The organism is Paenibacillus sp. FSL H8-0259 (assembly GCF_037963255.1).
GTDB lineage: Bacteria > Bacillota > Bacilli > Paenibacillales > Paenibacillaceae > Paenibacillus_AQ > Paenibacillus_AQ phytohabitans.
The window spans coordinates 7,684,459-7,709,406 of sequence record NZ_CP150147.1 but is presented as its reverse complement, the minus strand read 5'-3'; the positions used below and the strand labels follow the sequence as shown (position 1 = coordinate 7,709,406).

Below are 24,948 nucleotides of genomic sequence, written 5' to 3'. Positions count from 1 at the left end.
ATATTGGGCATCAGACCTGAAGAGATCAGCACTTTGATCAAAAATCAAATTGAGCAATATAAAGCCGATATCGAAGTGGCCGAAATTGGCACCGTCATTCAAGTCGGAGACGGTATCGCCCGTGTCTACGGTCTGGAAAACGCAATGGCAGGGGAACTGCTGGAGTTCTCCAACGGTGTAGTAGGCATGGCGCTTAACCTGGAAGAAAGCAACGTCGGTGTTGTTATCCTGGGTGAATACACAGCCATTCGTGAAGGCGATCAAGTCAAACGTACAGGACAAATTATGCAGGTTCCGGTTGGGGAAGCCATGCTGGGCCGTGTAGTGAATGCACTGGGGCAGCCGCTTGACGGCAAAGGTCCAATTGCAACGACTGAATTCCGTCCTGTAGAACATAATGCACCGGGCGTTATCGACCGTAAATCGGTTCATGAACCGATGCAGACAGGTCTGAAAGCGATCGATGCCATGGTACCAATCGGCCGCGGACAACGCGAACTGATCATTGGTGACCGTCAAACCGGTAAGACTGCGATCGCCATTGATGCGATCATCAACCAAAAAGGCAACGGCATGAAGTGTATCTATGTTGCGATTGGTCAAAAACAATCTACAGTAGCACAGGTAGTAGAAACCCTCCGCCGTCACGGCGCGCTGGAATATACTATCGTTGTAACCGCGTCGGCTTCCGAGCCTTCTCCGCTGCTCTATATTGCTCCATACGCAGGCTGCGCAATGGGCGAATACTTCATGTATAAAGGCGAGCATGTTCTTGTTATTTATGATGACCTTTCGAAGCAGGCTTCGGCTTACCGCGAATTGTCCTTGCTGCTCCGCCGTCCACCGGGCCGTGAAGCATTCCCGGGTGACGTATTTTACTTGCACTCCCGTCTGCTGGAACGTGCGGCTAAGCTCAGCGATGCGCTTGGTGGAGGTTCATTAACCGCCCTTCCTTTCATCGAAACACAGGCTTCTGACGTATCGGCTTACATTCCTACGAACGTAATCTCGATTACCGATGGTCAAATCTTCCTTGAATCCGATCTGTTCAACTCCGGTCAGCGTCCGGCGATCAACGTCGGTATCTCCGTATCCCGTGTAGGGGGTTCCGCGCAGATCAAAGCAATGAAGAAGGTTGCCGGTTCCCTGCGTCTGGATTTGGCTCAATACCGTGAGCTTCAGGCCTTCTCCCAGTTCGGTTCCGATCTGGATAAATCTACGCAAGCCCGTTTGAACCGCGGTGCGCGTATGATGGAGATTCTGAAACAAGGCGTAAACCAGCCGCTTAATGTTGAGCACCAAGTGCTCAGTCTGTACACCGCTGTCAAAGGACATCTGGATGATATTCCTGTCAAAGACGTGAAGCGTTTCGAGAAGGAATTCCTGGCGTATATCGACAGCAGTGCAACTGAAATCCTTCAATCCATTACGGATACCAAGGATCTGACAGCAGACAACGAGGCAGCACTCAAAGAAACGATCGAGAAATTCAAAAGAGGCTTTGCTACAAGCTAATATATAGAGTTTGCTCAGTTACGCTTACGAAGTGAGCTTTGGCTGTGCCAAAGCTCAGCTTATGCTTACGATGTTAGCTTTGGCTACGCCAAAGCTCAGAGAATGCTTACGAAGTCAGCTTTGGCTACGCCAAAGCTCTAAGGTGGTGAAATCATGGCAAGAAGCATGCGCGATATTAAACGTCAAATTAAGAGCGTTCAGAACACCAGACAGATCACCAAAGCGATGGAGATGGTCGCCGCCTCCAAGCTGCGCAAAGCGCAGGAGAAAGCGGAAGCTGCGCGTCCTTACTCAGAGAAGCTCAAAGAGGTGGTCTCGAGTATTGCTGCCGGTACGCAGGATGTTCAGCATCCGATGCTGGTCAGCCGGCCTGTCAAAAAAACAGGGTATTTGATCATCACCTCGGATAGAGGTCTTGCAGGTGGCTACAATGCCAACATTCTGCGTAAAGTAACGATGCTGATCGCAGAGCGGCATAAGTCCAAGGATGAGTATGCACTGTTTGTTATCGGCCGCAAGGGCCGTGACTTTTTGCGCCGCCGTGAGTACCCCATTGTAGAGGAAATCACCGAGCTGTCTGATACCCCGAAGTTTGCTGACATCAAGTCGATTGCTTATTCGGCGGTAAACCAGTTTGAGACAGGCGTCTACGATGAGCTGTACATTTGCTACAACCAGTTTATCAATGCGATCAGCCAGGTTCCGACTGTAGACAGACTTCTGCCTATGGATGGTGTAGGAAAAGGCGAGCATCACGGAGCGACAGCTGCCTATGAATACGAACCTTCTCCTGAAGGCGTGCTGGAAGTTCTGCTTCCTAAATACGCCGAAACTTTAATCTACGGTGCTCTTCTGAACGGCAAGGCCAGTGAGCTGGGAGCTAAGATGACAGCTATGGGCAGTGCAACGAAGAACGCGTCAAAAATGATCGGAGAACTAAGACTTACGTACAACCGCGCCCGTCAGGCGGCAATTACGCAGGAAATTACCGAGATCGTGGCTGGTGCGAACGCGCAGTCTTAATATGAGTGGGTCCATGCCTCCGGGCTTGGCCCTGCCTTGTATTTATCCGCAGAAACGGATGATGCCTGTAAAGGGTAATGGACCGTTTCTACATATGTAACAGCTTTCGAGGAGGGAAATGAAGATGAACAAAGGACGCGTTGTGAGCATTATGGGTCCGGTTGTCGATATTGAATTTGAACGCGGCCAGCTGCCCGAGATATTCAACGCTATCAAAATTGTTGGGACTCTGAGCGATGGCCGTAACATGGATCTGACTCTTGAAGTTTCCAATCATCTTGGAGATAACCTGGTGCGTTGTATCGCCATGTCTTCCACAGATGGACTGGTACGCGGTATTGATGCCATTGACCAGGGAGGACCGATCTCGGTTCCTGTTGGTGAAGCAACACTCGGCCGCGTATTTAACGTGCTTGGTAATCCAATCGATAACGGCGCTGAAGTGGTGGCTGCAAGAAACCCGATTCACCGTCTGGCTCCTACATTCGATGAATTGTCCACTCAGGCAGAAGTTCTGGAAACCGGCATTAAGGTTATCGACTTGCTTGCCCCTTACGCCAAGGGCGGTAAGATCGGCCTGTTCGGCGGTGCCGGCGTAGGTAAAACTGTAACCATCCAGGAACTGATCAACAACATCGCACAGGAACACGGCGGTATCTCCGTATTCGCAGGTGTTGGCGAGCGTACCCGTGAAGGTAATGACCTGTATCATGAAATGACGGATTCCGGCGTTATCAAGAAAACGGCGATGGTATTCGGACAAATGAATGAGCCGCCGGGCGCGCGTCTGCGCGTAGCTCTGACCGGTCTGACCATGGCGGAATATTTCCGTGATGTTGAAGGCCGCGATACGCTGCTCTTTATCGATAACATATTCCGCTTCACCCAAGCGGGTTCCGAAGTATCGGCCCTTCTCGGCCGTATGCCTTCTGCGGTAGGTTACCAGCCTACACTGGCTACAGAAATGGGTCAGCTGCAGGAACGTATTACGTCCACTAAGAAAGGTTCTGTTACTTCAATCCAGGCGATCTACGTGCCTGCGGATGACTATACAGACCCTGCACCGGCTACTGCGTTTGCCCACTTGGATGCGACTACCAACCTGGAGCGTAAAATCTCCGAAAAAGGGATTTTCCCTGCGGTTGACCCTCTGGCTTCAAGCTCGCGTATGTTGGCACCTGAAATTGTCGGAGAAGAGCATTATAACGTGGCACAAGGCGTTAAGCAGCTGCTGCAGCGTTATACTGAGCTTCAGGATATCATTGCAATCCTGGGTATGGATGAGCTGAGTGAAGAGGATAAGGTCATTGTGTCCCGCGCCCGTAAGGTTGAGCGCTTCCTGTCCCAGCCTTTCCATGTAGCAGAACAGTTCACAGGCTTCAAAGGCAAATACGTGCCGATCAAAGAAACAGTACGCAGCTTCAAAGAAATCCTGGAAGGCAAGCACGATGATCTTCCGGAAGTAGCGTTCCTGTTCGTAGGTACGATTGAAGAAGCAGTGGAAAAAGCCAAAACGTTGTAATCTCGGCATGAGCCGGGTAGTGAGCTTTATTCTGTAAAGCTTTGAGGAGGAATGGAAGTGAATACCTTTTTGCTCGAAATTGTCACTCCGGAGCATCTGGTCTACTCCAAGCAAGTGAATAGCTTGACGGTACGTGGCGTGAATGGTGCACTGGGCATTTTGCCGGGACATATTCCGCTGGTAACTCCGCTTCAGGTTGCTCCGCTTAGCGTCAAAGCAGACGGCGTAACGGTGTCTATCGCCGTTCATGGCGGTTTCGTTGAAGTGCACAAAGATAAGGTAACGGTGCTGGCTGAAAGTGCTGAGCTGCCCAAAGATATTGATGTGGAGCGCGCTGAAGCAGCTAAGGAACGGGCTGAGCGCCGTCTTAAGCTGCAAAGCAAGCAAGATGAAATTGATCACCGCCGTGCTGAGCTGGCCTTGCAGCGCGCTGTAACGCGGATCAAAGTTTCGACCGGAAAAGGACAACAGTAGCAGAGAAGCGGTCAAGCCCAGGGCTTGACTGCTTTTTTTGCAAGTTAAGAATTATATGTTTCGGGGTCCCCGCAAAGTACCTGAGTAATCATCGAAGCCAAAGCCCCACTTTGTGGGGGTGTTTTGCTTAACTGAATCTAGCAGAGTATGAACATATCGTAAACACTTAGGCAGATAATACGCCAATTGTTTAAAAATTCGTAAAAGTACTGGATTCTTTTCCCCTGCGCAAGTATGATATAAGAGTCGATTTCCGAGTAACCTTACACGGGGGGCTAATGATGAACACAAGCTTATCCGCTGAATTGTCAAGTGCGATCGGCAGCAGCAGTTTAATTTCGATGGTAGTTTCTCTAGTCTGTGTCGCGTTATCCTGGTGGGCACTTCAGAACCTAAAGCTCGATCTGGTCATAAGATATCCCAAGAGTCCTCAGGGCAGGTTGCTGCATTTGCTGCTGGCCATTGTCCTCGGCCATTTCGTGGCCGGATTTCTGCTGGATTATCTGGGCTGGAGCGGACTTATCACCCGGATGTTTTAATGACGGTTGGTTTGGTTATATCTGTCATAGGCCAATGCAGTGAAAAAAGTGTCGAATAATAAGGTTTTATTATGTCAACACTGAAGTTTAAGGAATGCGTCTGCACATTAGGCGCAGTGACGGAATATTCAATATTTTAACTGACGAATTTCAAACTCAAATTAATTTCAGAAATAATGGACGCGGAGGGAAACCGAAATGAGCAAATTTATCGTCCGCGGTGGCAACAGATTGACCGGGAGCGTGAAAGTTAGCGGCGCAAAAAATTCCGTACTACCGATCATAGCCGCCTCTCTATTGGCAGAAGAAGGAGTTAGCGTCATTGTGGACGCACCTCCGCTAGACGATGTAATCACGATTAGCAAAGTGCTGGAATCTCTGGGTGCAGGTATTACATACCAGAACGATATCATTGAGGTTGATGCCAGAAATATTACTTCCTGCGAAGCGCCTTATGAATGGGTGCGCAAAATGCGGGCTTCTTTCCTGGTAATGGGTCCACTCTTGTCCCGTATGGGGCATACACGTATTTCCTTGCCTGGCGGTTGTGCCATCGGGACTCGGCCGATTGACCAGCATTTGAAGGGGTTTGAAGCACTGGGTGCAGAGATCAGTCTGGGCCAGGGCTACATTGATGCGAAAAGTAACGGAAGGCTGCGCGGAGCCAAGATTTATCTGGATGTGGCCAGCGTAGGTGCAACCGAAAATATAATGATGGCTGCGGCACTTGCCGAAGGCATTACTGTAATCGAGAATGCCGCGAAAGAGCCGGAGATTGTTGATCTTGCGAATTACCTGAACGGCATGGGCGGTATTGTGCGCGGTGCAGGCACCGGAGTGATCCGGATCGAAGGTGTTGAACGTATGCATGGGGTAAGACATCATGTCATTCCGGACCGTATTGAGGCTGGAACCTATATGGCAGCTGCAGCAATTACGGGCGGCGATGTATATGTGGAAGGCGCCATTGCTGATCATCTGGGCCCGGTTATTGCCAAGATGGAAGAGATGGGCGTTACGGTTATTCCAGACGAGAACGGTGTCCGCGTTATCAGCGACAAGCCGCTGAAGGCTGTGGATCTCAAGACGTTGCCTTACCCTGGGTTCCCTACCGATATGCAGTCGCAGATGATGGCGTTATTGCTGCGTTCCGAAGGTACCTCTGTAGTTACAGAGACTGTTTTTGAGAACCGGTTCATGCATGTGGATGAATTCCATAACATGAATGCTGAGATTAAGATTGAAGGCCGTTCCGCCATCGTTACCGGTAATGCCCGTCTTGTCGGTGCCAAGGTGTGTGCTACGGATCTGCGTGCAGGCGCTGCGCTTATTTTGGCGGGCCTGGTGGCTGAAGGCACTACAGAGGTTAGCGGAACGCATCATATTGACCGTGGTTATGTGCATCTGGCCGAGAAGCTGTCGGGTCTTGGTGCGGACATATGGCGTATTTCCATGGAAGAATCAGCGGCTGCAACTGCAGCTGTGAAGGAAGAAGTACTTAAGCCGGAACCGGCAAGAAGTGAATCCTTCAAGAGCGATGAGGTCAAACCGCGCTTTCAGATTCAGCCGTCCTGGGTATAATAGCAATTTTTAACCTGAAGGGACCAGCCCGCGAATAAGCGGCTGGTCCCTTTTTTGATAGACTGGAATTTATATGTTTGGGGTCCCCGCAAAGTACCTTTACCATCATCGATGCTAAAGCCCCACTTTGTGGGGTTATTTTGCTGCGCCTCCGGGCAACTCTCTTTCTCTCAGAATCACGTTCTATCAGGTGCTGGAAATTCATATCTATAAGAATCACCGGTGCTTATGGAAGGAGCCATAGAGATGAAAGAGTTAAGATTGCTGCGGCGCATCCTGAAGCGCCCGCGCAGCGTAGCGCGGGCGCGGGGCGGGGCGCCCCGGATCAGGCGGCTGGCCCCCGCCGCCTGGCTCGCAGCGCCGCTGCTGGCGGCGCTGCTGCTGCCACTGGCTGTTGTCCCGCTGCGCGGAGGCGGACAACAGCCAGCACCTCCGGCCGTGCCGCAGGCCACGGCCGCGCCGGCACCGCCGGGAGCGGCTGCTGCGGAAGCGCCGCAGCCGGAGGTCTCCGTCTATTTGTCGCAGAGCGGACAAATCGAGACCCTGCCGCTGGAGGAATACGTCAGCGGCGTGCTGGCGGCGGAGATGCCGGCGGACTTTGAGCTCGAAGCGCTCAAGGCCCAGGCCGTTGCCGCCCGCACATTCATTGCCCGCCGCCTGCTGGCCGGCGACCACAGCGGGGTACCCGTTCCTGAGGCGGATGTGAGCGATACGGTAAGCCATCAGGCTTACATCTCGCAAGCCGTGCTGGAACGGGACTTTGCGTCCGGCAGCAAGCGCGCCGGACTGGCGAAGCTCCGCCGCGCGGTCCTGGAGACGCGCGGGATCATCATGACCTATAAAGGGCAGCCGATTACGGCCTCCTTTTTTGCCTCCAGCGGAGGATATACGGAGAACTCCGAGGATTACTGGAATGCTGAGGTTCCCTATTTGCGCAGTGTAGCCAGCCCCTGGGAGCGGGAGATTACCCCGAACCTCGCGGTCACCTACACCTTCAGCAATTCGGAGCTCCGCAGCAAGCTCGGGCTTACTGCCAGGGAGCTTCCCGCTGCGGCGAATCTGGCTGCCTCAGGCAAGGCCTTGCAAGTCTCTTCATCTTCGGCCGGACTGCCCGCAGAAGTGATCTCGCTGACTGCAGGACACCGGATCAAGAAGATCTCTATCGGAGGTACTGTGTTCACAGGCCGGGAGGTAAGAGAGAAGCTGGGACTTCGTTCGAGTCAGTTCACCTGGAAGCGGAAGGACGGGAAGGTGCTGATCACAACCTATGGAAACGGCCATGGCGTCGGCATGAGCCAATGGGGGGCGAACGGTATGGCGAAGCAGGGAAGTACAGCCACGCAGATTCTCAAACACTATTACAGCGGGGTCTCTTTTACGGGAATCTCAACTCTTCTGAAAAAATAACTTGCAAGATACGTATAAAAGCGAAGCGCCCGGTAACACTGGTTACTGAGGTGATAACCATATGAATGAACAAGACAAAAACAAACCAAACCATGATGAATCTCTCAAAAACAAGCAGGGAGATTCAGGCGCTAAGCCTTCTTCATGGACCAGACTGTTATCCAAACGGTGGGTATTCCCGGCAGTCTACACGGCAGCAGCGGCAATTATACTAACCTTGGTGTGGGTCTATCAGGATGCCGGCCAGAAGCCGCTGAATCCGGACACCGCCGCGGTCGTTTCACAGGAAGGTGTTGCCGGGAATGAAACCGGAGCCCTGACCGGTGATCCGGAAGCCCTGGAAGTCGTAGCTTCAGCAGAAAGCCTGGCTTGGCCGGTAGCGAGCCCAAGTGAAGTCGAAGTGGTCAAACCGTACTATGATGAAAACGGCACAGAAGAAAATCATGTGGCGGCGATGGTGCAGTACAATAACACCTTTATTACCAACACCGGGATCGATATTGCCCGCGAAGACAACAAGACGTTTGACGTAAAGGCAGCCCTCAGCGGTGAAGTCACCAGAGTCGAAGATGTGGCAGTACTCGGTAAAGTGATCGAGGTTACATCTCCGGGTGATCTGAAGACAGTTTACCAGAGTCTTAGCGATACCAAAGTCAAGCAGGGTGATGAAGTGAAGCAGGGCGATACGCTGGCAACAGCGGGACAGAACGAATTGGAGAAAGGTCTCGGCAACCATGTGCACTTTGAAGTGCACGAGGACGGCAAGATTGTGAATCCTTCGGATCTGCTTCCACAGCGCTGAGCCGAAATTTCCGCAGGGGGCGAAAGCCTCCTGTTTTTTTATTTTTCTACCCGAAATGGACGGCGGGACCGGTTCTATCTGGAGAATGGAACTGCAAACGGCTCATAAATAGGTTGTCCGAGAAATAAAATGGGCCTTCCGGAGCTTGTCATGTCTTGAAAGCGCGAATATATAGGCCCGCCCCTCATATAATGTACCAAACTATCCACAGTTGGGAGGCGGGAGCGTGCACGATTACATCAAGGAACGTACGATCAAAATCGGACGCTGCATCGTGGAAACCAGGCACACGGTCCGGACCATAGCCAAGGAATTTGGCGTTTCAAAGAGCACGGTGCATAAAGATTTAACCGAACGGCTGCCGGAAATCAATCCGGATCTGGCCGATCAGGTGAAGCACATTCTCGAATATCACAAATCAATCCGTCATCTTCGGGGGGGAGAAGCCACAAAAATCAAATATAAGAAAACGACAGGCAAAAAGCGTGAGGTAGCCGTAGCATCAAAGCCATAAGATTTTCGGAATTTTAAGTAATAATTCAGCTTTACTACATTGTGTACACCCCCTAAAGTATGGTATTTTTAAATTTGGTACTATCTAACTATTCTCATTTAAAATAACACTTTGGGGGCTCTTTCATTATGCTTAGCAAGGATATCGGAATCGATCTCGGCACGGCCAATGTGCTCATTCATGTCAAGGGAAGGGGAGTCGTTCTGGATGAACCTTCCGTGGTCACACTTGAAAGTGATACGAAGAGAGTCCTTGCGGTTGGTGAACAGGCACGCCGGATGGTTGGGCGCACACCTGGAAACATAACTACAATTCGTCCGCTCCGTGATGGAGTCATTGCCGATTTTGCGATTACAGAAATGATGCTGAAATATTTTATCGACCGCGTCGGGGGCCGGACCTGGTATTCAAGGCCCCGTATTTTGATTTGCGCGCCTACGAATATTACGTCCGTTGAACAGAAGTCAATCCGTGAAGCCGCGGAACGCAGCGGAGCCAAGGAAGTTTTCATGGAAGAAGAACCCAAAGCTGCGGCAATCGGAGCAGGGATGGATATTTATCAGCCAAGCGGAAATATGGTCGTCGATATTGGCGGGGGAACAACGGATGTAGCCGTATTGTCCATGGGCGACGTTGTTACCGCCTCTTCGATTAAGGTCGCAGGGGACAAGTTCGACGAAGCCATTTTAAGATATATCAAACAGAAATATAAACTCCTGATCGGTGAACGTACAGCTGAGGATATCAAGGTTACTATCGGGTCCGTACGCCCGGGCGGCATGAAGGCTGAGCTGGATATACGCGGACGTGACATGGTGAGCGGACTTCCCCAGACGCTGACCATCACATCCGGTGAGGTGAAGGAAGCGCTGTGGGATCCGGTTTCTGCTATTGTGGCTGCGGCGAAGTCAGTGCTGGAGCGTACACCGCCGGAGCTGTCGGCAGATATTATTGACCGCGGAGTCGTATTGACCGGCGGCGGTGCACTCCTTAACGGATTGGACGAGCTGCTCTCTGAACAGCTGCATGTTCCGGTCTGGGTTGCCGAAGATCCGATGCACTGTGTAGTTAAGGGGACGGGAATTATGCTTGACCATTTAGATAAGGTTGTTAAGAAAAAGTTCTAGTCTGCCGATAATAAGTTAACAGCAGATTCAGGAAGGGACTGACCTCATGCTAAGAGGATTATATACGGCGGCTGCAGGAATGGTAACGCAGCAGCGCAGACATGATACAGCGACACAGAACATTGCCAATTTGAATACAACGGGGTACAAGCAGGTCGACAGCGTCAGTCATGCATTTCCCGAGGTGCTGATCTCGGCGATGAGCGGTGGCGTTACGAAGCCTGTCGGCCGGCTTAACACAGGGGTTTTTGCCGAACAGTCTGTTTCCCAGTATTTGCAGGGTGACCTTATCGAAAGCGGCAAAAACGCAGATTTCGCGCTGTCAACCGATTTGCAGGTAGAGGACCCGGATAATGCGGGCGCTTATCTTGCTTTTGACGGCTCAGGCAAATACATTAGTCCTGACGGCGAGGTAACTTACCGTCCGCAGGCGTTCTTTACAGTACAGGATAATGAAGGTAACAATTTATATACACGTAACGGAAGTTTTACGGTAGGTCCTACTGGAGAGGTGCTTAGCTCCGGGGGATTCAGCGTATTGGACAGTAATGGTAATCCGCTGAGATTGACAGGCCCTGAGGATAGCCTTAAAGTGGACGGGCAGGGTAACTTGATTAACAATGCGACCGGACTGCCTTCAGGAACCCGCATCGGGATCAGTGTAATTACAAGACCGCAGGAGCTGGTACGTGACGGGAACGGCGTTTTCCATGCCGATGATGCGGAGGCCGCTGAAATCCGTTACTCCAATGCCACCGATAATTTGCAGGTGCGTCAGGGGTATCTGGAGAACTCTAATGTGGATGCCACTCAGGTAACGGTGGATATGAACGCCGCCTACCGGGCTTATGAAGCGAATCAGAAGGTAATCCAGTTTTATGACAGCAGCCTGCAGAAGGCTGTTAATGATGTCGGCAGAATATAGACTGCAGGTGCACTGATGAAGTGAACCGGTTTCTTCTTAGTTATTAAGCTTTTGGGAGGTTAGATCTGTGAACAACTCGACAATCGGTGCCGCTGTGTCCATGTCCAGCCTACAGCAGCGGCTGGATATCATAGCGGATAACATTGCCAATATGAACACAAACGGCTATAAGAGCAAAGAAGGCTCTTTCGAGGACGTGCTCACACGTGTGCAGCAGCAATCCAAGGACTATGACCAGCCTGGCCGCAGTATGCCTCTGGGCTTCAATATCGGCTTTGGTGTCCGTGTGCCTTCGGTTACAAGCAACTGGGAAGAGGGCACTCTTCAGGAAACGGGGAATCCAACGGATTTGGCGCTTCAGGGTAATGGATTGTTCGGTGTTCAGGTCAACGGAGCTACTGCGTATACCCGTCAAGGTGATTTCCATTTCATCCCGGATACCGCGAATCCTGACAATATGATGCTTGTAGATAATACCGGTAACCCTGTGCTGAACACAGACGGGAATCCGCTCACAGTGCCAGCCAATGTGAGTGCTGCTATTGACGAGAGCGGCCGGGTACTTACCAAGACCGGTGAGAATGATCCTGCTATTATAGCGGGCACACTTATGATTGTAGAGCCGCTGAGCAAGAATGCTCTGCAAGCTGTGGACGGCAACTTCTATACGCTTGCCGATGGTGTGACTGCACAGCAGGCGTTTGTGCAAAGAGCCGCAGGTGAAGCGAAGGATGTGGGCGTACGTACCGGATATCTGGAGTCATCCAACGTGGATCTAAGTAAGGAAATGACCGAGATGATGCAGATTCAGCGCACCTATCAGCTTGCTGCCCGGGCGTTGTCCTCCAGTGACCAGATGCTGGGCCTGGCTAATAACATGCGCGCGTGAGGTGACGGAATGAGTCGTGAGAAGGTCAACAAACCGGAAGAAGAACAACAGCAGCAGCCGGTAAGGCGGCGCGGGATTTCGGCATGGACCATTATCCAGTGGTTCCTGATTCCCCTGCTGCTTGTTGCCGCGCTTGGAGGCGGCCTGGTCGTCGGTTACGTGATTCTCGGCAAAAAAGAATTTAGCGATGTGCTCCTGTGGAGCACCTGGAAGCATGTATATGATTTGGTGTTTGCACCATAAATAATTCCTGAATACAGGATTTCGGAAGCTCCCTTGTTGTACAGGGGAGTTTTCTTTTTTATACTGAAAAATGTATAATGATGGCGTGCCCTAAGAGCGCCAAAAAGGGCTCTCTCCGCCATGCTGCTGCGTGCGGTGGAGAAAGCCCCTTATCTCAACCTCCACTGCTGCAGGTGGTGAAGGATAGTTATAGTTTTTGCCGAAGCTGCCCATATTTATGCAGGGCGGTGAAGAATAAAACAAAAGCGCTGCTGTAGGCGGAGGTTTTATAGACGCGGTTACATCCGAAGGGAGCTTTGCTGATCATGCTGGATATCAATCAAATTCAAGAAATCATCCCCCACCGGCCCCCATTTCTGCTGGTGGACAAGATCACTGAAATAGAAATGGGCAAACGGGCTGTCGGCATCAAAAATGTGACGGTGAATGAACCTTTTTTCACCGGACATTTTCCGGGATATCCGGTAATGCCGGGTGTGCTAATCACGGAAGCGCTGGCTCAGGTGGGTGCAGTAGCTATTCTGGGGCTGGAAGCAAACCGCGGTAAAATAGGCTTCCTGGCCGGCCTCGACGGCTTCCGTTTCCGCGGCCAGGTCGTACCTGGCGATACTCTTGTGCTTGAGGTGGAGATTACCCGGCTTAAAGGCAGCATCGGCAAAGGCCAGGCTACCGCTAAAGTGGAAGGCAAGATTGTAGCTTCCGGGGAAATTATGTTCGCACTCAGCTAGATCCTGTTATAAAATTATTATAAATTATAGATGGAGAAGGAGAGATTCACATGACTGGATTAAGCCCAAAGGCCGCAGAAACCCTAACACGCTGGCTGAAGGACCCTTCCGTTGACGAGAGCACCAAGGCAGAGCTGAAGGCTCTTGCGGATGAGCCGAAGGAACTGGAAGAACGTTTCTATAGAGACCTCGAATTCGGGACAGGCGGTTTGCGCGGAGTGATCGGCGCCGGCAGCAACCGGATTAACCGATATACCGTAGGCAGAGCGACACAGGGCTTCGCTAATTATATTCTGGGACAGCATACAGGAGAAGGACGTCCTTCCGTGGTCATTGCCCACGATTCCCGCCGCTTTTCGCCGGAATTCACGCTGGAAGCTGCACTTGTGCTGGCCGGCAACGGAATTGAGACGCATCTGTTCCCATCCTTGCGGTCCACACCGCAGCTGTCCTTTGCAGTTCGCCATCTGAAGGCCTCAGGAGGCATTGTAATTACTGCAAGTCATAATCCGCCTGAGTACAACGGGTACAAAGTGTATAACGCAGAAGGCGGGCAACTGGTGCCTGACGAAGCGGAGAAGGTAATTGCTAATATTTTGGAAGTCGACTCCTTTAACGGCGTAAAGCGTATTTCCCGTGAAGCCGCAGAGAGTGCAGGCTTGCTGCACTGGCTGGGTGAAGCTGAGGATGAAGCGTTTACGGATACAGTAGCCGCAGTCAGTGTCGGCCGTGAAGAGATTGCTTCTACGCTTGGCCGTGATTTCTCGATTGTCTACACACCGCTGCATGGGACAGGCAACCTTCCGGTCCGCCGTGTACTTGAGAAGATCGGTTTCACCCAGGTACATGTGGTGCCCGAGCAGGAACAGCCGGATTCAGAATTCTCCACGGTGAAATCGCCGAACCCGGAAGAGCGTGAAGCCTTCACCTTGGCTATGAAGCTGGGTGAGGAACTGAATGCCGATCTGTTAATTGGTACAGACCCCGATGCAGACCGTATGGGTGCGGTTGTGCGGGACAATGAAGGCAAGTTTGTGGTCTTGTCCGGTAATCAGTCGGGCGCCCTCATGATTCATTATTATTTGAGCCGCCTGCAGGAGCAGGGCAAGCTGCCAAGCAATGGTGCAGTAGTTAAAACTATTGTGACCAGTGAGATGGGAGCGGCTGTAGCCAGCCATTACGGCGCTACCGTGTTCAACACGCTGACAGGATTCAAGTATATCGGCGAGAAGATGAACCAATTCGAGCAGTCCGGCGAATACACTTATCTTTTCGGATATGAAGAGAGCTATGGTTACCTGGCCGGCAACTACGCCCGTGACAAGGATGCTGTACTGGCTGCGATGCTGATCGCTGAAGCGGGGGCTTATTACAAAGCCCAGGGTAAGACGCTGTACGATGTGCTTCAGGAACTGTATGCACAATTCGGCTACTTCCTTGAAAGCCTCGAATCGCGCACCCTTAAAGGTAAAGACGGTGTAGCACAAATTCAGGGAATCATGAATGACTGGCGCACCAGCCCGCCGCATGAAATTGCCGGAGCCTCAGTTACAGAGGTGCTCGACTATTCACTCGGACTGAACGGTCTGCCTAAGGAGAACGTGCTAAAATATCTGCTCTCTGACGGCTCATGGTTCTGCCTGCGTCCTTCCGGCACCGAGCCGAAGATCAAGGTTTATTTCGCCGTCGTTGGCGAATCGCTTCAGAATGCCAAAGACAAAGTGGCTAAATTGACTAATCAGGTTATGGCCCGTGTAGACGGGAAATAATACTAAATATAGAACATGCCTGCGGAAACGGAGCTGCTCCTGGTAGAGGGACATCCGTTTCCGCTTAAATTTGACCACTGCAAGAGTGTTTGAGCTTATTATGACGGATTGGCAATTAGCTTTAAAGTGAAAGAGGAGGTACTTTTGGTGCATCAGAAATGGCAACGCTGGAATATAGCTTCGCGCAAATGGTTGTGGATTATCGTGGTGATTGGCCTGCTTGCTGCTCTCCCGGTTGTGTATGATCGTCTTCAGACGGAGAAGTCTTCCAAAACGGTTGAATTTGTCTTTGATTACCGCGATCTGGTCGAAGTAGCCAGCTACCGGGGGAATCCGCAGGATTATATCTCCGAGCAGCTCGACCGGCTGAAGTCTGCCGGTGTTCAGAGTATGGCAATATACGAAAGCACATTGGAGGATTTCCGCAAGGCCCGCCGCCTGATGCTGTGGGGAGCGGCTGATATCGCTAATCTGACCGATACTGTAATTCCTGAGAATGAGAACTATACATATGTCCTCTTTACCAGTGCGAAGAACAGTGGAACGCTCTCACCGATCATCCGGGAGGCATTTGCCGGCTTGGATATTGCAACAGAAGATTGGACCTACCGCGGACAACAAGGCCTGATTATCAAAACTCCCCTGGAGGATGCAACGCTCAAGCCGCTGCAGCCGGATCCGTCTACACTGGAGATGCTGCATGACAAAGGCTTCAATATTGTGCCGCGCCTTGTAGATTCGCTGGCGTATAATCAGGAAGCCGTTAAGAGTCTGCTGGACCGTTACGCGGAGCTTGGCGTCAAACGTCTGCTTTTCGAAGGCGAGTCTGTTAAAGGCTACTCCGATGATGCCGATCTGGCCAGTATCACAGCATTCGCCGATCTGCTGAAGGAGCGCGGGATGGGGATTGCAGCCATTGAGAATATTAAGGTACAGCAAAAAGGCTTCTCCAAACTGGCCTATCTGCTGGACTATAACGTGACCCGGCTGTACTCGCTCAGTGAGGCTGATTCCGGCCTGTCCACAGAAGTGATTGCCGACCGCTTTGCACTTGCTACGAAAGACCGTAACATCCGGATGATCTATCTTAATACGATTCCGTCACGGGATACATCCAAGGCACAGGTTACCGATACGCTCGACAATCTGGTTACCAGCCTTAGCGGGCCTGATGGTGCAGTTGCAAAAATTGAAGCTAACGGTTTTGAAATGGGACAAGCTACTGCGTTTGATGTGGTGGATTCCTCTTTCCAGCGTTATTTCAAATTAATTGCTGTAATCGGGGCTGTAGCCATGGTTGCACTCCTGGTTTCCTACTTTGTTCCTTGGCTTACACTGCCTGCATGGGTGCTGGGGCTGCTGGGAAGTGCAGGACTTATGGTTCTGAAGCCGGCGTTATTTGAACAGGCACTCGCTCTAGCAGTGGCTATAAGTGCGCCTACCGTGGCTATGGTGCTGGCTATCCGCAAGATTAATGAAATGGGACCGCCGTTGCGTCCCAATGCCTTGACCTTTGCTGTGATGGGCCCGCGCCGCAGGCTGACACATAGTCTGGTTCTTTACGTCAAAACAGCGCTCATCTCGTTTAGTGCAGTACCCTTTGTAATTGCGCTCTTGAATAATGTCACCTATGCCCTGGTGCTCAATCAGTTCCGCGGCGTAAGTCTGCTTCATTTAGCACCGATTGGACTGACTGCGCTGTATGTGCTTTTGTACCGTGGGGAATTCGCCTTCAACAAGACCGGTAAGCTGCTGCGGACGCCGATCACGCTCGCAATGGTAATTGCTGCCGGCGTGCTGGGTATTCTGGGGATGTACTATTTAAGCCGTACAGGCAACAGCGGCAGTGTAAGCTCGCTCGAGATGTCGTTCCGCACCTTCCTGGAGAATACTGTCGGAGTAAGACCGCGTAACAAGGAGTTCCTGCTGGCACATCCGCTCTTTATCCTTGGCGCTTTCATGGCCTATAAATACCGGAATGCTGCTTTTATTATGATTATTGCGGTTATCGGCCAGTTGTCCATGGTAGATACCTTTGCCCATATTCATTCGCCGGTTCTGATCTCGCTGGTCCGCGGACTTCTGGGTCTTGGACTCGGTCTTATCATCGGCATTATCGCTATAGGGGTATGGCAGATTGCGGAAGGGTGTTGGAAACGATGGTCGCCGCTGCTCAAAAAATTATAATTTCGGGTTATTACGGATTCCGCAACAGCGGAGACGAGGCGGTTCTGCAGTCCATTCTGAACGCACTCCGTAAGCAGTCCGAGGCTGCTGGAATAACGCTGACGCCCGTGGTGCTCTCCATTGATCCGGAATGGACAACCGCTGCTTACGGTGTCGAATCCGTGCACCGGATGAAGCTGGGGGAAGTCCGGAAGGCCATATCAGGGAGTGCCGGGCTGATAAGCGGCGGGGGCAGTCTGCTTCAGGATGTAACAAGCAGCAAGACTATTCCGTACTATCTGGCCATCATTAAGCTGGCCCAGTGGATGGGCAAGCCAACCTTTATCTATGCCCAAGGGATAGGCCCGGTGAACCGCAAGCTGTTTCATCCGCTGATCAAATCGGCTTTCCGTAAATGTGCTTATCTATCCGTACGGGACGAGCAGTCCCGCCTGCTGCTGCAGTCTATGGGTCTGGACAAGGACAAGATAGATGTCGTCCCTGACCCGGTTATGGGCCTTACGCTACCGGAAGATGTACGCAAAGAAACACATGAGCCGAGTAGCGGCAATGCGCATATCCATGATTCAGATATCTCTAATCTGCAGACATCACCTTATACCGTGGGCATCTCCGTACGTTTCTGGGAGCAGTCGCGCAAAGAGCTGGATGCATTGGCTGAAGGCCTGGTGAAGGTATCAGCAGAGCTGCCGCTTCACTTACGTTTTCTGCCCTTTCATCATTCTGCGGACAATGAGGCTTCACGTTATGTCATGCAGAAGCTGGGACAAGTTGTAGAGGAGCATGGGGGAACCGTCAGTATTTGCGAGGATGCGCTCCATCCGCAGCAGATGCTGCGTGAAGTAGGACAGTGTCAGGCGCTGATTGGCATGCGGCTCCACAGCCTGATCTATGCTGCCGGAAGACGGGTACCGCTAATGGGGGTCTCCTATGATCCGAAGATCGACCATTTCCTTGAACGGATCGGTTGCCGGCCGGTAGGTTCGACAGCTGCGCTGGAAGGTGATATGGTTGCAGCGGGACTTCTGGAGCTGCTAAAATCGGGGGAGTCATGGAAGCGTGAGCGTGAACCGCTGATTGCTTCGCTGGTTGAAGAAGCTGAGGCTCCGGCCCGGCAAGTTGCCCAATATTTCCGCCGTAAAGGATGAGTGACAAGTGAAAGCAGATAGCGCGATACCAACAGTGCCGATTTTCGGCATTCGAGTATCCAAAGTTGATATGAAGACAACGGTTTCTTATTTGACGGAGGCGGTTCATAATCGTGTTCCCCACCAGGTCATTACCGCTAACCCGATCATGGTCATGGCGGCCCTTGAGAATCCGTCGTATATGGAGATTATGAAATCAGCAGAGCTTGTAGTTCCCGACGGGACTGGTGTAGTGTGGGCAGCGGATTACTGCAAAGAGCCAGTCGCTGAGCGTGTAGCGGGTTTTGATCTTTTACATGAATTATTGCGCCAGGGTGAAAGCTACAACTGGAGAGTATATTTGCTGGGCTCAACCCCCGAGGTGATTCGCGAGACGACTTCTAGGTTACAAACTGGATATCCCGGCATTGTCATCGCAGGCTATCATGACGGGTACTTTGGTCCGGATGAGGATGAGCAGATCCTCGCCGGAATTCTCGAAGCTAAGCCTGACCTGCTCTTCGTTGCCAGAGGGGCTGACAGCCAGGAGCCATGGATTGCTAAATATAAGTCCCGGCTCCAGATTCCGGTCATGATGGGCGTTGGCGGGAGCTTTGATGTAATCTCCGGCAAGAGCCGCCGTGCCCCCAAAGCCTTCCAGAAATTGAGGGCAGAATGGTTATACCGGCTGATTAAGGAACCTACACGTTACAAAAGAATGCTTGCGCTGCCGAAATTTGCAGTAAAAGTGGTACGAGAGAAAGATAAAGTGACAAAAGACCAGTAATTTGAGGATATTTACTGAAAAAATCCGTGTAACAGCCTAAAAACGGTATTGGAATTTGTTTTTGGTTCAGCGTATAATTCAATGCGGTAGAGAAATGGGGGTCGACTGAACAAATGTTAATCATATACATCGCCGGATTTATTGTGTGCATGGGACTTGCACTGCTTTTGACGCCGCTCGTTAAGAAATTTGCTATTAAGATCGGTGCGACAGATGTGCCTAATGCCCGTAAAGTGCATACGAAGATCATGCCCCGCCTTGGCGGACTCGGCATATTTCTGGCGTTTGTGTTAGGCCTGCTTGCCGTATTACCGATTATTCCGTATGACTTCACTCCGCGGGAGGCTAACTTCATCAAAGCGCTGCTGTGTGGCGGCGGTCTGATTGTGCTGATCGGCGGTCTCGATGACCGGTTTGAGCTATCAGCCAAGGTGAAGCTGCTGGGCCAAATTGCCGCAGCCTGCATCGTAGTTTTCGGGTTTGGAATTACTGTTGATTTCGTAAACATTCCCTTTCATAATAGCTATTCCTCACTGGAGAGCTGGATTGCCATCCCTCTGACGATCTTCTGGATTGTCGGCGTCACGAACGCCGTGAATCTGATCGATGGACTGGACGGGCTTGCAGCCGGTGTATCCGGTATCGCGATTGCCACCATTGCTGTAATGGCCTTCCTGATGGGCAATACCATGGTTGCTCTGCTGTGCTTACTGCTTCTGGGCAGTATACTCGGTTTTCTGTTCTTTAACTTTCATCCCGCCAAAATCTTCATGGGTGATACAGGCTCGCTGTTCCTGGGCTTCTGCCTGGCGCTGCTCGCGCTGCTCGGATTCAAACAGATTGCAGTGGTATCGTTTATCACACCACTCCTGATTATCGGGGTTCCTTTATCGGATACATTCTTTGCCATCGTACGGCGTAAGCTGCAGAAGAAACCAATCTTTGCACCGGACAAAGGCCATCTTCATCACTGCCTGCGTGAACTTGGCTTCAGCCACCGCCAGACCGTATTGATTATTTATGGCATCGCAGCCTTCTTCGGAATTCTGGCTGTTATCCAGACCTCCGCTTCGCTATATGAAGCCAACTGGGTTACGTTTGTGGTTATCTGCGTCATGCTCTTCTTCCTGCAGATTGGTGCGGAGATCACTGGTGTGATCAGCAAAACCAAACGCCCGGTCATAGACTTAATCCTAAGAATGCGCATGAAGCTGGATCCTGAGCGCAGTTCTAAATCGTAATTCTTCATTTGTCATCCATACCATTTTAATTGTAGTGATCATCGAACCTTATTCCTCTGGAGTAAGGTTTTTTATTTTTTTGCTAATTATTAGTCAATTGCTGTCCGATAAAAATTATAGAGTTGGTTAAGACGCGGAATGCTGCACAGGCCGACAATAAACCAAAAAGCAGTAGGAGGTTTCTTACGTGAAAAAAAGATTAAAGACGATAGGCGGCATGTTTTTATCGATGGTGATCCTGCTATCCACTCTTTCATCAGCAGGTGCTGTTTACGCAGCGGATGCCGCAACGGGCCAATATTTTCAGTTCACCAAATTCAGTACAGATAAGTCCGCTCCAACCTCAGTGAATACTAACACTGTCGACGTAGAAGGCACGTTCAATGGAGTTTCTGCAGACAGCATCTACTATCAGGTGGATGGGATTGTCAATGGTAACGTAGTTCCGGGAGCGAGCGGTGCCGACGTTAAGCCGATCATTGAGAACGAGAAAAACTTCCGTTTTCCAGGCGTTAAGCTAAGCCAGGGCCTTAACCGGATTACAGTTTACGGTACAACGGCTACGGGAAGCTTGGCCAGCGGTGAAGCCTATGTTAACTTTTCAAACGTACCTGCCATTTATAATATAGCTTTGCCGGATGGTACGTTGTTGAGTGCTGATACACCTGCAATGGTGAATACCGCCGGGCTGACCTTAACACTGGAAGCACCAAATGCAACTGAGGTTATGGTCAATAACACCAAGATGTTTAACGGCGGCAGCAGTACCTTCGTTATTGCTGATATTCCGCTGACAGCGGGGCTTAACAAGCTCACGTTTGTTGCGACTACAGATTCAGGCACACGTACTTATGCGGTAACACGTGAAGTGGTGTATTCACCTATTGATAAGGGAACTCCGAATAAAACCAAAATCGGTGCTTACGCTTTGGACAACGGGAATCTGGTCTCTCCGACAGGCTCAGATACCACGGTTAGCGGCAGACTTTCCGGCTCCATTACCTTCAGAGTGGCTGAGGATACTTCCAAGCCGCCTCTTTCAAATTTAACTTTTAGCATAAAGAATGCCACTACTGGCAACAGTGTACCTACGAATGGTGAAACTACGGTTGACGGTAATGGAGTTAAGTCGGGAGAGTTTATCACTTTTAAATATACCAGTACTCAGGATGTTACTATTTCGGCCAATGGCAAATACATCATTACTTTCAATACTAACAATGGAACCTATGACGGCAAGAGCATCAATCCGCTTGATTTCACCTACCGGAATGCGAATGACCCTTCCATTACAGGTGTGGAACAGCTTTACAGTCCATCGGCGGGCAACCCGGTTACGTATTCTTCATCCGGTGTGTTCACCGGTAATTCCAACCTGTTTGAGCTTCCCCTGTGGCTGATGGTCAAGACCAGCGAGACCGCAACTGCTCCGGATAACCTGGAGATCAGCACTTACCAGAATGGAACAAAGGTCTCTGCTGACCGTTTTGTTGTGGATTCTACGAAGAAGACTTCAGATGGGTATAGAGTATTTAAGATTACAGGTATGCCTTCAGGCGAACAGACCCTGCAGATTGACTTGAAGAAGAATGGGGCAGTTATTGATACCAAGGTACTCTCCGTCAATTATGTTTCGGCCCCATTTATCGATGTGACTAATATTTATAATAACCAGGTGTTCAAATACACTGGAGAATTCACTTCTATTCAAGGGCGGTTGGTAAACTTCCCCGCCGGTGATAAATCATCCATCAAAATCACCATTAACGGAACAGCGGTTGTCCCGACGATTGTGAATGATGAATTTAGTTATACAGTTCCTACCGGTATTCCGCTGGTTTCTGGCCCGAACAAAATTGCCATAACGGGTGTAGCAAATGGCGTTCCTGTTTCCACGAATCTTACTGTATATTTGTTCCCGGATAATGCTCCTAATATCGATGGAGTTGCCCCATACCCGGTAGGGCAAACTACAGACCCAGACAAGTTATTCATTAAAAATTCAAATCTTAATTATACAACTAACCAATCTACTGCGGACATCCGTTTTGTCGCAAGCAACGCTACCCAGGTTGTCGTTATGAAGGATGGTAAACAGTATGCTGTGGCTGACTATAAGACGGATACTAATAATAATGGATTCTGGACTACAGAGTCCGCTTATCTAACTGTGCCTACTAATAAAGATGGGGAATTCATCATTAAAAACCAGGAACTGCCCACAACAGGCCTGCAGACCTTTGTGATTTCGGCGAGACTGGGTACAGTCGGTGTTACACAGACACTGCTGATTACCCGTGAGGTTCCTCCTTACAGCATTCTTTCACCGAAGCTTCCTAATGAAAGCATCATTAAGCAAAACTTCGTTGATGTAAGTATTCAGGCAGAAGGAGCTACGAGCATTGTTATTGGTAAGGAAGCGATGATCAAAGGGGCTAAAGATATCTTCCGCCTGGAGCTGAAGGGTCTGAAAAAAGGGAAAAACACAATCAAATTTACAGTCACAACAGGCACGACCAAAACGAACGGAACTTTTGATGTAACTTACTCAGATGAAGTGCTGCAAGGGGCGCAGTTGAAAACAACCCTTAACTCTTCAGGTAAGCTCACAGCATTCCAGAATGCGGTTAGCCTTGTTTTCCCAAAAGGAACGATGCTGCGGGATTCTACACCAACCCCAGGGACAACTAATACACGGCAAATCAATCTGTTCAACGATCAATACATCCTGGTTGGTATTGCTGATAAGCAGGACGGACGTACCGTGAAACAATACAATCCGGTTGGTGAATTTGATGGAACGGGATACCAGGACGGCAAGCTGGTTGAAGTTCCCGCAAGTAGCTTGGCTGCTGCGTATATGACACCAAAGCTTCATTATGGGTATGCTTCAAATCTGTATTGGATCGACCCGGGATACTTTGTTTCAGCAACTTCGATTAATGATTACTCAACTGTAGTTGCCTCTCATCCATATAAGAAAGGTAATGAATCTTTCCTCGGGCATATGGGCAGATGGATGGAGCCTACCCAGCAAGGGAAGATCACACTGAAATACGACTCGAGCATTGTTAATGCTGCAACGTCTAATATCTCTGTATGGAAGAATGTTGACGGCACGTGGTACAACATGGGCGGGGTAGTTAATACAGGCAGCAAGACGATCACTGCTACTTTTGACGGTTTCGGGTATTACACCGTAATGAGTCTGCGCTACAGCTACGATGACATCGTATCTCATACGTATGCACGCAGTGAATTGGAGACTATTCTCTCCAGAGGGATTATGAACGCAAAGGATGCCAATGAGTTTGGTGTCTATGAGAATGTTACCCGTGGTGAGTTTGCTACCATGCTTGTCAAAATAATGGGTATACAGCTTGATTACGAGCCAAACAATCTAACCTTCTCGGATGTAGTTAAGTATAGTGACTATCACTGGGATTACCGGTATATCGAGACAGCCGTACGCAAAGGGATTATACGTGGGACAGCACCGAGAATCTTCTCGCCTAATCGTACGTTGTCCAGAGAGGATGCAGCGGTGATGATCGCCAGAGCGATGAGCCTTAAGCTGGGCAGCAATGCTACTGACCTGGCAGCCCTACAGAAGCTCTTTACAGACACGGGTTCAATTGGATCAGTTTACTCTGCACCTTCCATCCTTGCGGCCTACAAGGCTGGTGTAATATCAGGAATTGAGAATAAGCTGGTAGCGGGACAAAAGAAGGCGACTTACCGGTTTGATCCTCAGGCTAACTTTACAAGAGCGGATGCGGCTGTCATGGCACAACGCATCATGGCTAAAATGAAGAGATTGTAGTATAACACCTCTATATATGAAGCGAAGAAAGCCTCTGACTCCCTGTTTGCGGGAAAGAGGCTTCTCTTTTGCATTTTCCATATACAAATCTTTGAATTGTGGGTTACTTTGCGTTACAATGGCCTAAGAAGCTGTAAGTACAACATTTAAAGCAAGAAGGAGAAAGCCATCGATGAAACCGATTTTATCAAAAGCACAATTGGATTACATGAAAGCAAAGAATATGTTTGAGAATAGAGCTAAGGTTATGGAAAAGGAAATTGCAGCTAAACGGGCGCTGCAGGAGATCACTCAGGAAGTAATGGAAGAACTTGTTCAATCTACAGGATTCCATGACGCCTATAATGAGCTGGTCATTTCCGAGAATGCCTTGATCGAATGGTCCCATACCACAATCAAACATGAGAAGAGCTACCGCGAGAACCGCGCAGCGATCGATGCTATGTATGAGAATGTGAACGCTAGTCCTGAGAAGCGTCAGGAATTGATACAGCTTTCCATGAAGATCCGATAGACCCTTTTGTATAGAAACAGTGTAACAGGTTGCCGGCATACGCTCGGTAGCCTGTTTTTATGTTCATTATTAGATAAATGCATTAGATAAATGCGTTTGTACTATATAAATATGGGTAACTATTATTAACTCATTGAGCTTCTGTATTAGGAAATGTTTGTTTATTATCTTAACAAATATTGCTTAATGACGTTTGGAAAGTGTCTATGCT

General features: G+C 50.2%; 21 protein-coding genes. All 21 read left to right on the top strand.

What is annotated here, in order from left to right:
* Positions 1-3: 3 nt before the first annotated feature.
* Entirely contained in the window at positions 4-1,515 is a 1,512-nt protein-coding gene (gene atpA / locus NSU01_RS33145) for a F0F1 ATP synthase subunit alpha (RefSeq protein WP_042140249.1), read from the top strand.
* A gap of 153 nt (positions 1,516-1,668) precedes the next feature.
* The gene (gene atpG / locus NSU01_RS33140; protein ID WP_039309316.1) at positions 1,669-2,538 is read left to right on the top strand and encodes an ATP synthase F1 subunit gamma; all 870 of its coding nucleotides are present in this window, start codon (positions 1,669-1,671) and stop codon (positions 2,536-2,538) included.
* A 124-nt stretch (positions 2,539-2,662) separates the two neighbouring features.
* Complete coding sequence (atpD, locus tag NSU01_RS33135) at positions 2,663-4,060, top strand: F0F1 ATP synthase subunit beta (protein WP_039309318.1); 1,398 nt, start codon at positions 2,663-2,665, stop codon at positions 4,058-4,060.
* A 57-nt stretch (positions 4,061-4,117) separates the two neighbouring features.
* The gene (locus NSU01_RS33130) at positions 4,118-4,534 is read left to right on the top strand and encodes a F0F1 ATP synthase subunit epsilon (RefSeq protein ID WP_039309326.1); all 417 of its coding nucleotides are present in this window, start codon (positions 4,118-4,120) and stop codon (positions 4,532-4,534) included.
* A gap of 281 nt (positions 4,535-4,815) precedes the next feature.
* On the top strand, positions 4,816-5,073 hold the full coding sequence (locus NSU01_RS33125) for a DUF1146 family protein (protein ID WP_042140248.1): 258 nt from the start codon (positions 4,816-4,818) through the stop codon (positions 5,071-5,073).
* Positions 5,074-5,271: 198 nt separating this feature from the next.
* Positions 5,272-6,654 (top strand): UDP-N-acetylglucosamine 1-carboxyvinyltransferase, encoded by a 1,383-nt coding sequence (gene murA, locus NSU01_RS33120; protein WP_042140247.1) that lies wholly within the window; start codon positions 5,272-5,274, stop codon positions 6,652-6,654.
* A gap of 246 nt (positions 6,655-6,900) precedes the next feature.
* On the top strand, positions 6,901-8,061 hold the full coding sequence (spoIID, locus tag NSU01_RS33115; RefSeq protein WP_076246366.1) for a stage II sporulation protein D: 1,161 nt from the start codon (positions 6,901-6,903) through the stop codon (positions 8,059-8,061).
* A 61-nt stretch (positions 8,062-8,122) separates the two neighbouring features.
* Positions 8,123-8,863, top strand: coding sequence for a M23 family metallopeptidase (locus tag NSU01_RS33110; protein ID WP_042140245.1), 741 nt, complete (start codon positions 8,123-8,125; stop codon positions 8,861-8,863).
* A 226-nt stretch (positions 8,864-9,089) separates the two neighbouring features.
* Positions 9,090-9,377, top strand: coding sequence for a sporulation transcriptional regulator SpoIIID (spoIIID, locus tag NSU01_RS33105; RefSeq protein ID WP_019915029.1), 288 nt, complete (start codon positions 9,090-9,092; stop codon positions 9,375-9,377).
* Between the two features lie 128 nt (positions 9,378-9,505).
* A complete protein-coding gene (locus NSU01_RS33100; protein WP_042140244.1) occupies positions 9,506-10,504 on the top strand; it encodes a rod shape-determining protein in 999 nt (332 codons plus the stop codon).
* A gap of 46 nt (positions 10,505-10,550) precedes the next feature.
* On the top strand, positions 10,551-11,429 hold the full coding sequence (locus tag NSU01_RS33095; RefSeq protein WP_042140243.1) for a flagellar hook-basal body protein: 879 nt from the start codon (positions 10,551-10,553) through the stop codon (positions 11,427-11,429).
* Between the two features lie 67 nt (positions 11,430-11,496).
* Positions 11,497-12,318, top strand: coding sequence for a flagellar hook-basal body protein (locus tag NSU01_RS33090; RefSeq protein WP_042140242.1), 822 nt, complete (start codon positions 11,497-11,499; stop codon positions 12,316-12,318).
* Between the two features lie 9 nt (positions 12,319-12,327).
* The gene (locus NSU01_RS33085) at positions 12,328-12,561 is read left to right on the top strand and encodes a DNA-directed RNA polymerase subunit beta (RefSeq protein ID WP_042140241.1); all 234 of its coding nucleotides are present in this window, start codon (positions 12,328-12,330) and stop codon (positions 12,559-12,561) included.
* A 305-nt stretch (positions 12,562-12,866) separates the two neighbouring features.
* Positions 12,867-13,289: a 3-hydroxyacyl-ACP dehydratase FabZ gene (gene fabZ / locus NSU01_RS33080; protein WP_039303787.1), complete on the top strand. Its 423-nt coding sequence runs from the start codon at positions 12,867-12,869 to the stop codon at positions 13,287-13,289.
* Positions 13,290-13,339: 50 nt separating this feature from the next.
* Positions 13,340-15,058 carry a phospho-sugar mutase gene (locus tag NSU01_RS33075; RefSeq protein WP_076246369.1) on the top strand — a complete coding sequence of 573 codons (1,719 nt, stop codon included), beginning with the start codon at positions 13,340-13,342 and terminating at the stop codon, positions 15,056-15,058.
* 147 nt (positions 15,059-15,205) lie between these two features.
* Positions 15,206-17,245 (top strand): DUF5693 family protein, encoded by a 2,040-nt coding sequence (locus NSU01_RS33070; RefSeq protein WP_042140239.1) that lies wholly within the window; start codon positions 15,206-15,208, stop codon positions 17,243-17,245.
* Positions 17,218-18,393, top strand: coding sequence for a polysaccharide pyruvyl transferase CsaB (csaB, locus tag NSU01_RS33065; protein ID WP_076246371.1), 1,176 nt, complete (start codon positions 17,218-17,220; stop codon positions 18,391-18,393). Before NSU01_RS33070 ends, csaB begins: the two co-directional genes overlap by 28 nt.
* 7 nt (positions 18,394-18,400) lie before the next feature.
* Positions 18,401-19,159 (top strand): WecB/TagA/CpsF family glycosyltransferase, encoded by a 759-nt coding sequence (locus tag NSU01_RS33060; RefSeq protein ID WP_042140237.1) that lies wholly within the window; start codon positions 18,401-18,403, stop codon positions 19,157-19,159.
* Between the two features lie 113 nt (positions 19,160-19,272).
* A complete protein-coding gene (locus tag NSU01_RS33055; protein WP_042140236.1) occupies positions 19,273-20,400 on the top strand; it encodes an MraY family glycosyltransferase in 1,128 nt (375 codons plus the stop codon).
* Between the two features lie 187 nt (positions 20,401-20,587).
* The gene (locus NSU01_RS33050) at positions 20,588-24,223 is read left to right on the top strand and encodes an S-layer homology domain-containing protein (RefSeq protein ID WP_076246374.1); all 3,636 of its coding nucleotides are present in this window, start codon (positions 20,588-20,590) and stop codon (positions 24,221-24,223) included.
* 172 nt (positions 24,224-24,395) lie between these two features.
* Positions 24,396-24,737: a hypothetical protein gene (locus NSU01_RS33045; protein ID WP_042140234.1), complete on the top strand. Its 342-nt coding sequence runs from the start codon at positions 24,396-24,398 to the stop codon at positions 24,735-24,737.
* The last annotated feature ends 211 nt before the right edge of the window (positions 24,738-24,948 follow it).

Bases quoted from the DNA above. Each gene is read 5' to 3' on its own strand.
- NSU01_RS33110 (WP_042140245.1), top strand. From the start codon at position 8,123: ATGAATGAACAAGACAAAAACAAACCAAACCATGATGAATCTCTCAAA.
- NSU01_RS33085 (WP_042140241.1), top strand. From the start codon at position 12,328: ATGAGTCGTGAGAAGGTCAACAAACCGGAAGAAGAACAACAGCAGCAG.
- NSU01_RS33095 (WP_042140243.1), top strand. From the start codon at position 10,551: ATGCTAAGAGGATTATATACGGCGGCTGCAGGAATGGTAACGCAGCAG.
- spoIID (WP_076246366.1), top strand. From the start codon at position 6,901: ATGAAAGAGTTAAGATTGCTGCGGCGCATCCTGAAGCGCCCGCGCAGC.
- NSU01_RS33055 (WP_042140236.1), top strand. From the start codon at position 19,273: ATGTTAATCATATACATCGCCGGATTTATTGTGTGCATGGGACTTGCA.
- atpD (WP_039309318.1), top strand. From the start codon at position 2,663: ATGAACAAAGGACGCGTTGTGAGCATTATGGGTCCGGTTGTCGATATT.
- murA (WP_042140247.1), top strand. From the start codon at position 5,272: ATGAGCAAATTTATCGTCCGCGGTGGCAACAGATTGACCGGGAGCGTG.
- csaB (WP_076246371.1), top strand. From the start codon at position 17,218: ATGGTCGCCGCTGCTCAAAAAATTATAATTTCGGGTTATTACGGATTC.
- atpG (WP_039309316.1), top strand. From the start codon at position 1,669: ATGGCAAGAAGCATGCGCGATATTAAACGTCAAATTAAGAGCGTTCAG.
- NSU01_RS33075 (WP_076246369.1), top strand. From the start codon at position 13,340: ATGACTGGATTAAGCCCAAAGGCCGCAGAAACCCTAACACGCTGGCTG.
- NSU01_RS33045 (WP_042140234.1), top strand. From the start codon at position 24,396: ATGAAACCGATTTTATCAAAAGCACAATTGGATTACATGAAAGCAAAG.
- NSU01_RS33100 (WP_042140244.1), top strand. From the start codon at position 9,506: ATGCTTAGCAAGGATATCGGAATCGATCTCGGCACGGCCAATGTGCTC.
- NSU01_RS33125 (WP_042140248.1), top strand. From the start codon at position 4,816: ATGAACACAAGCTTATCCGCTGAATTGTCAAGTGCGATCGGCAGCAGC.
- fabZ (WP_039303787.1), top strand. From the start codon at position 12,867: ATGCTGGATATCAATCAAATTCAAGAAATCATCCCCCACCGGCCCCCA.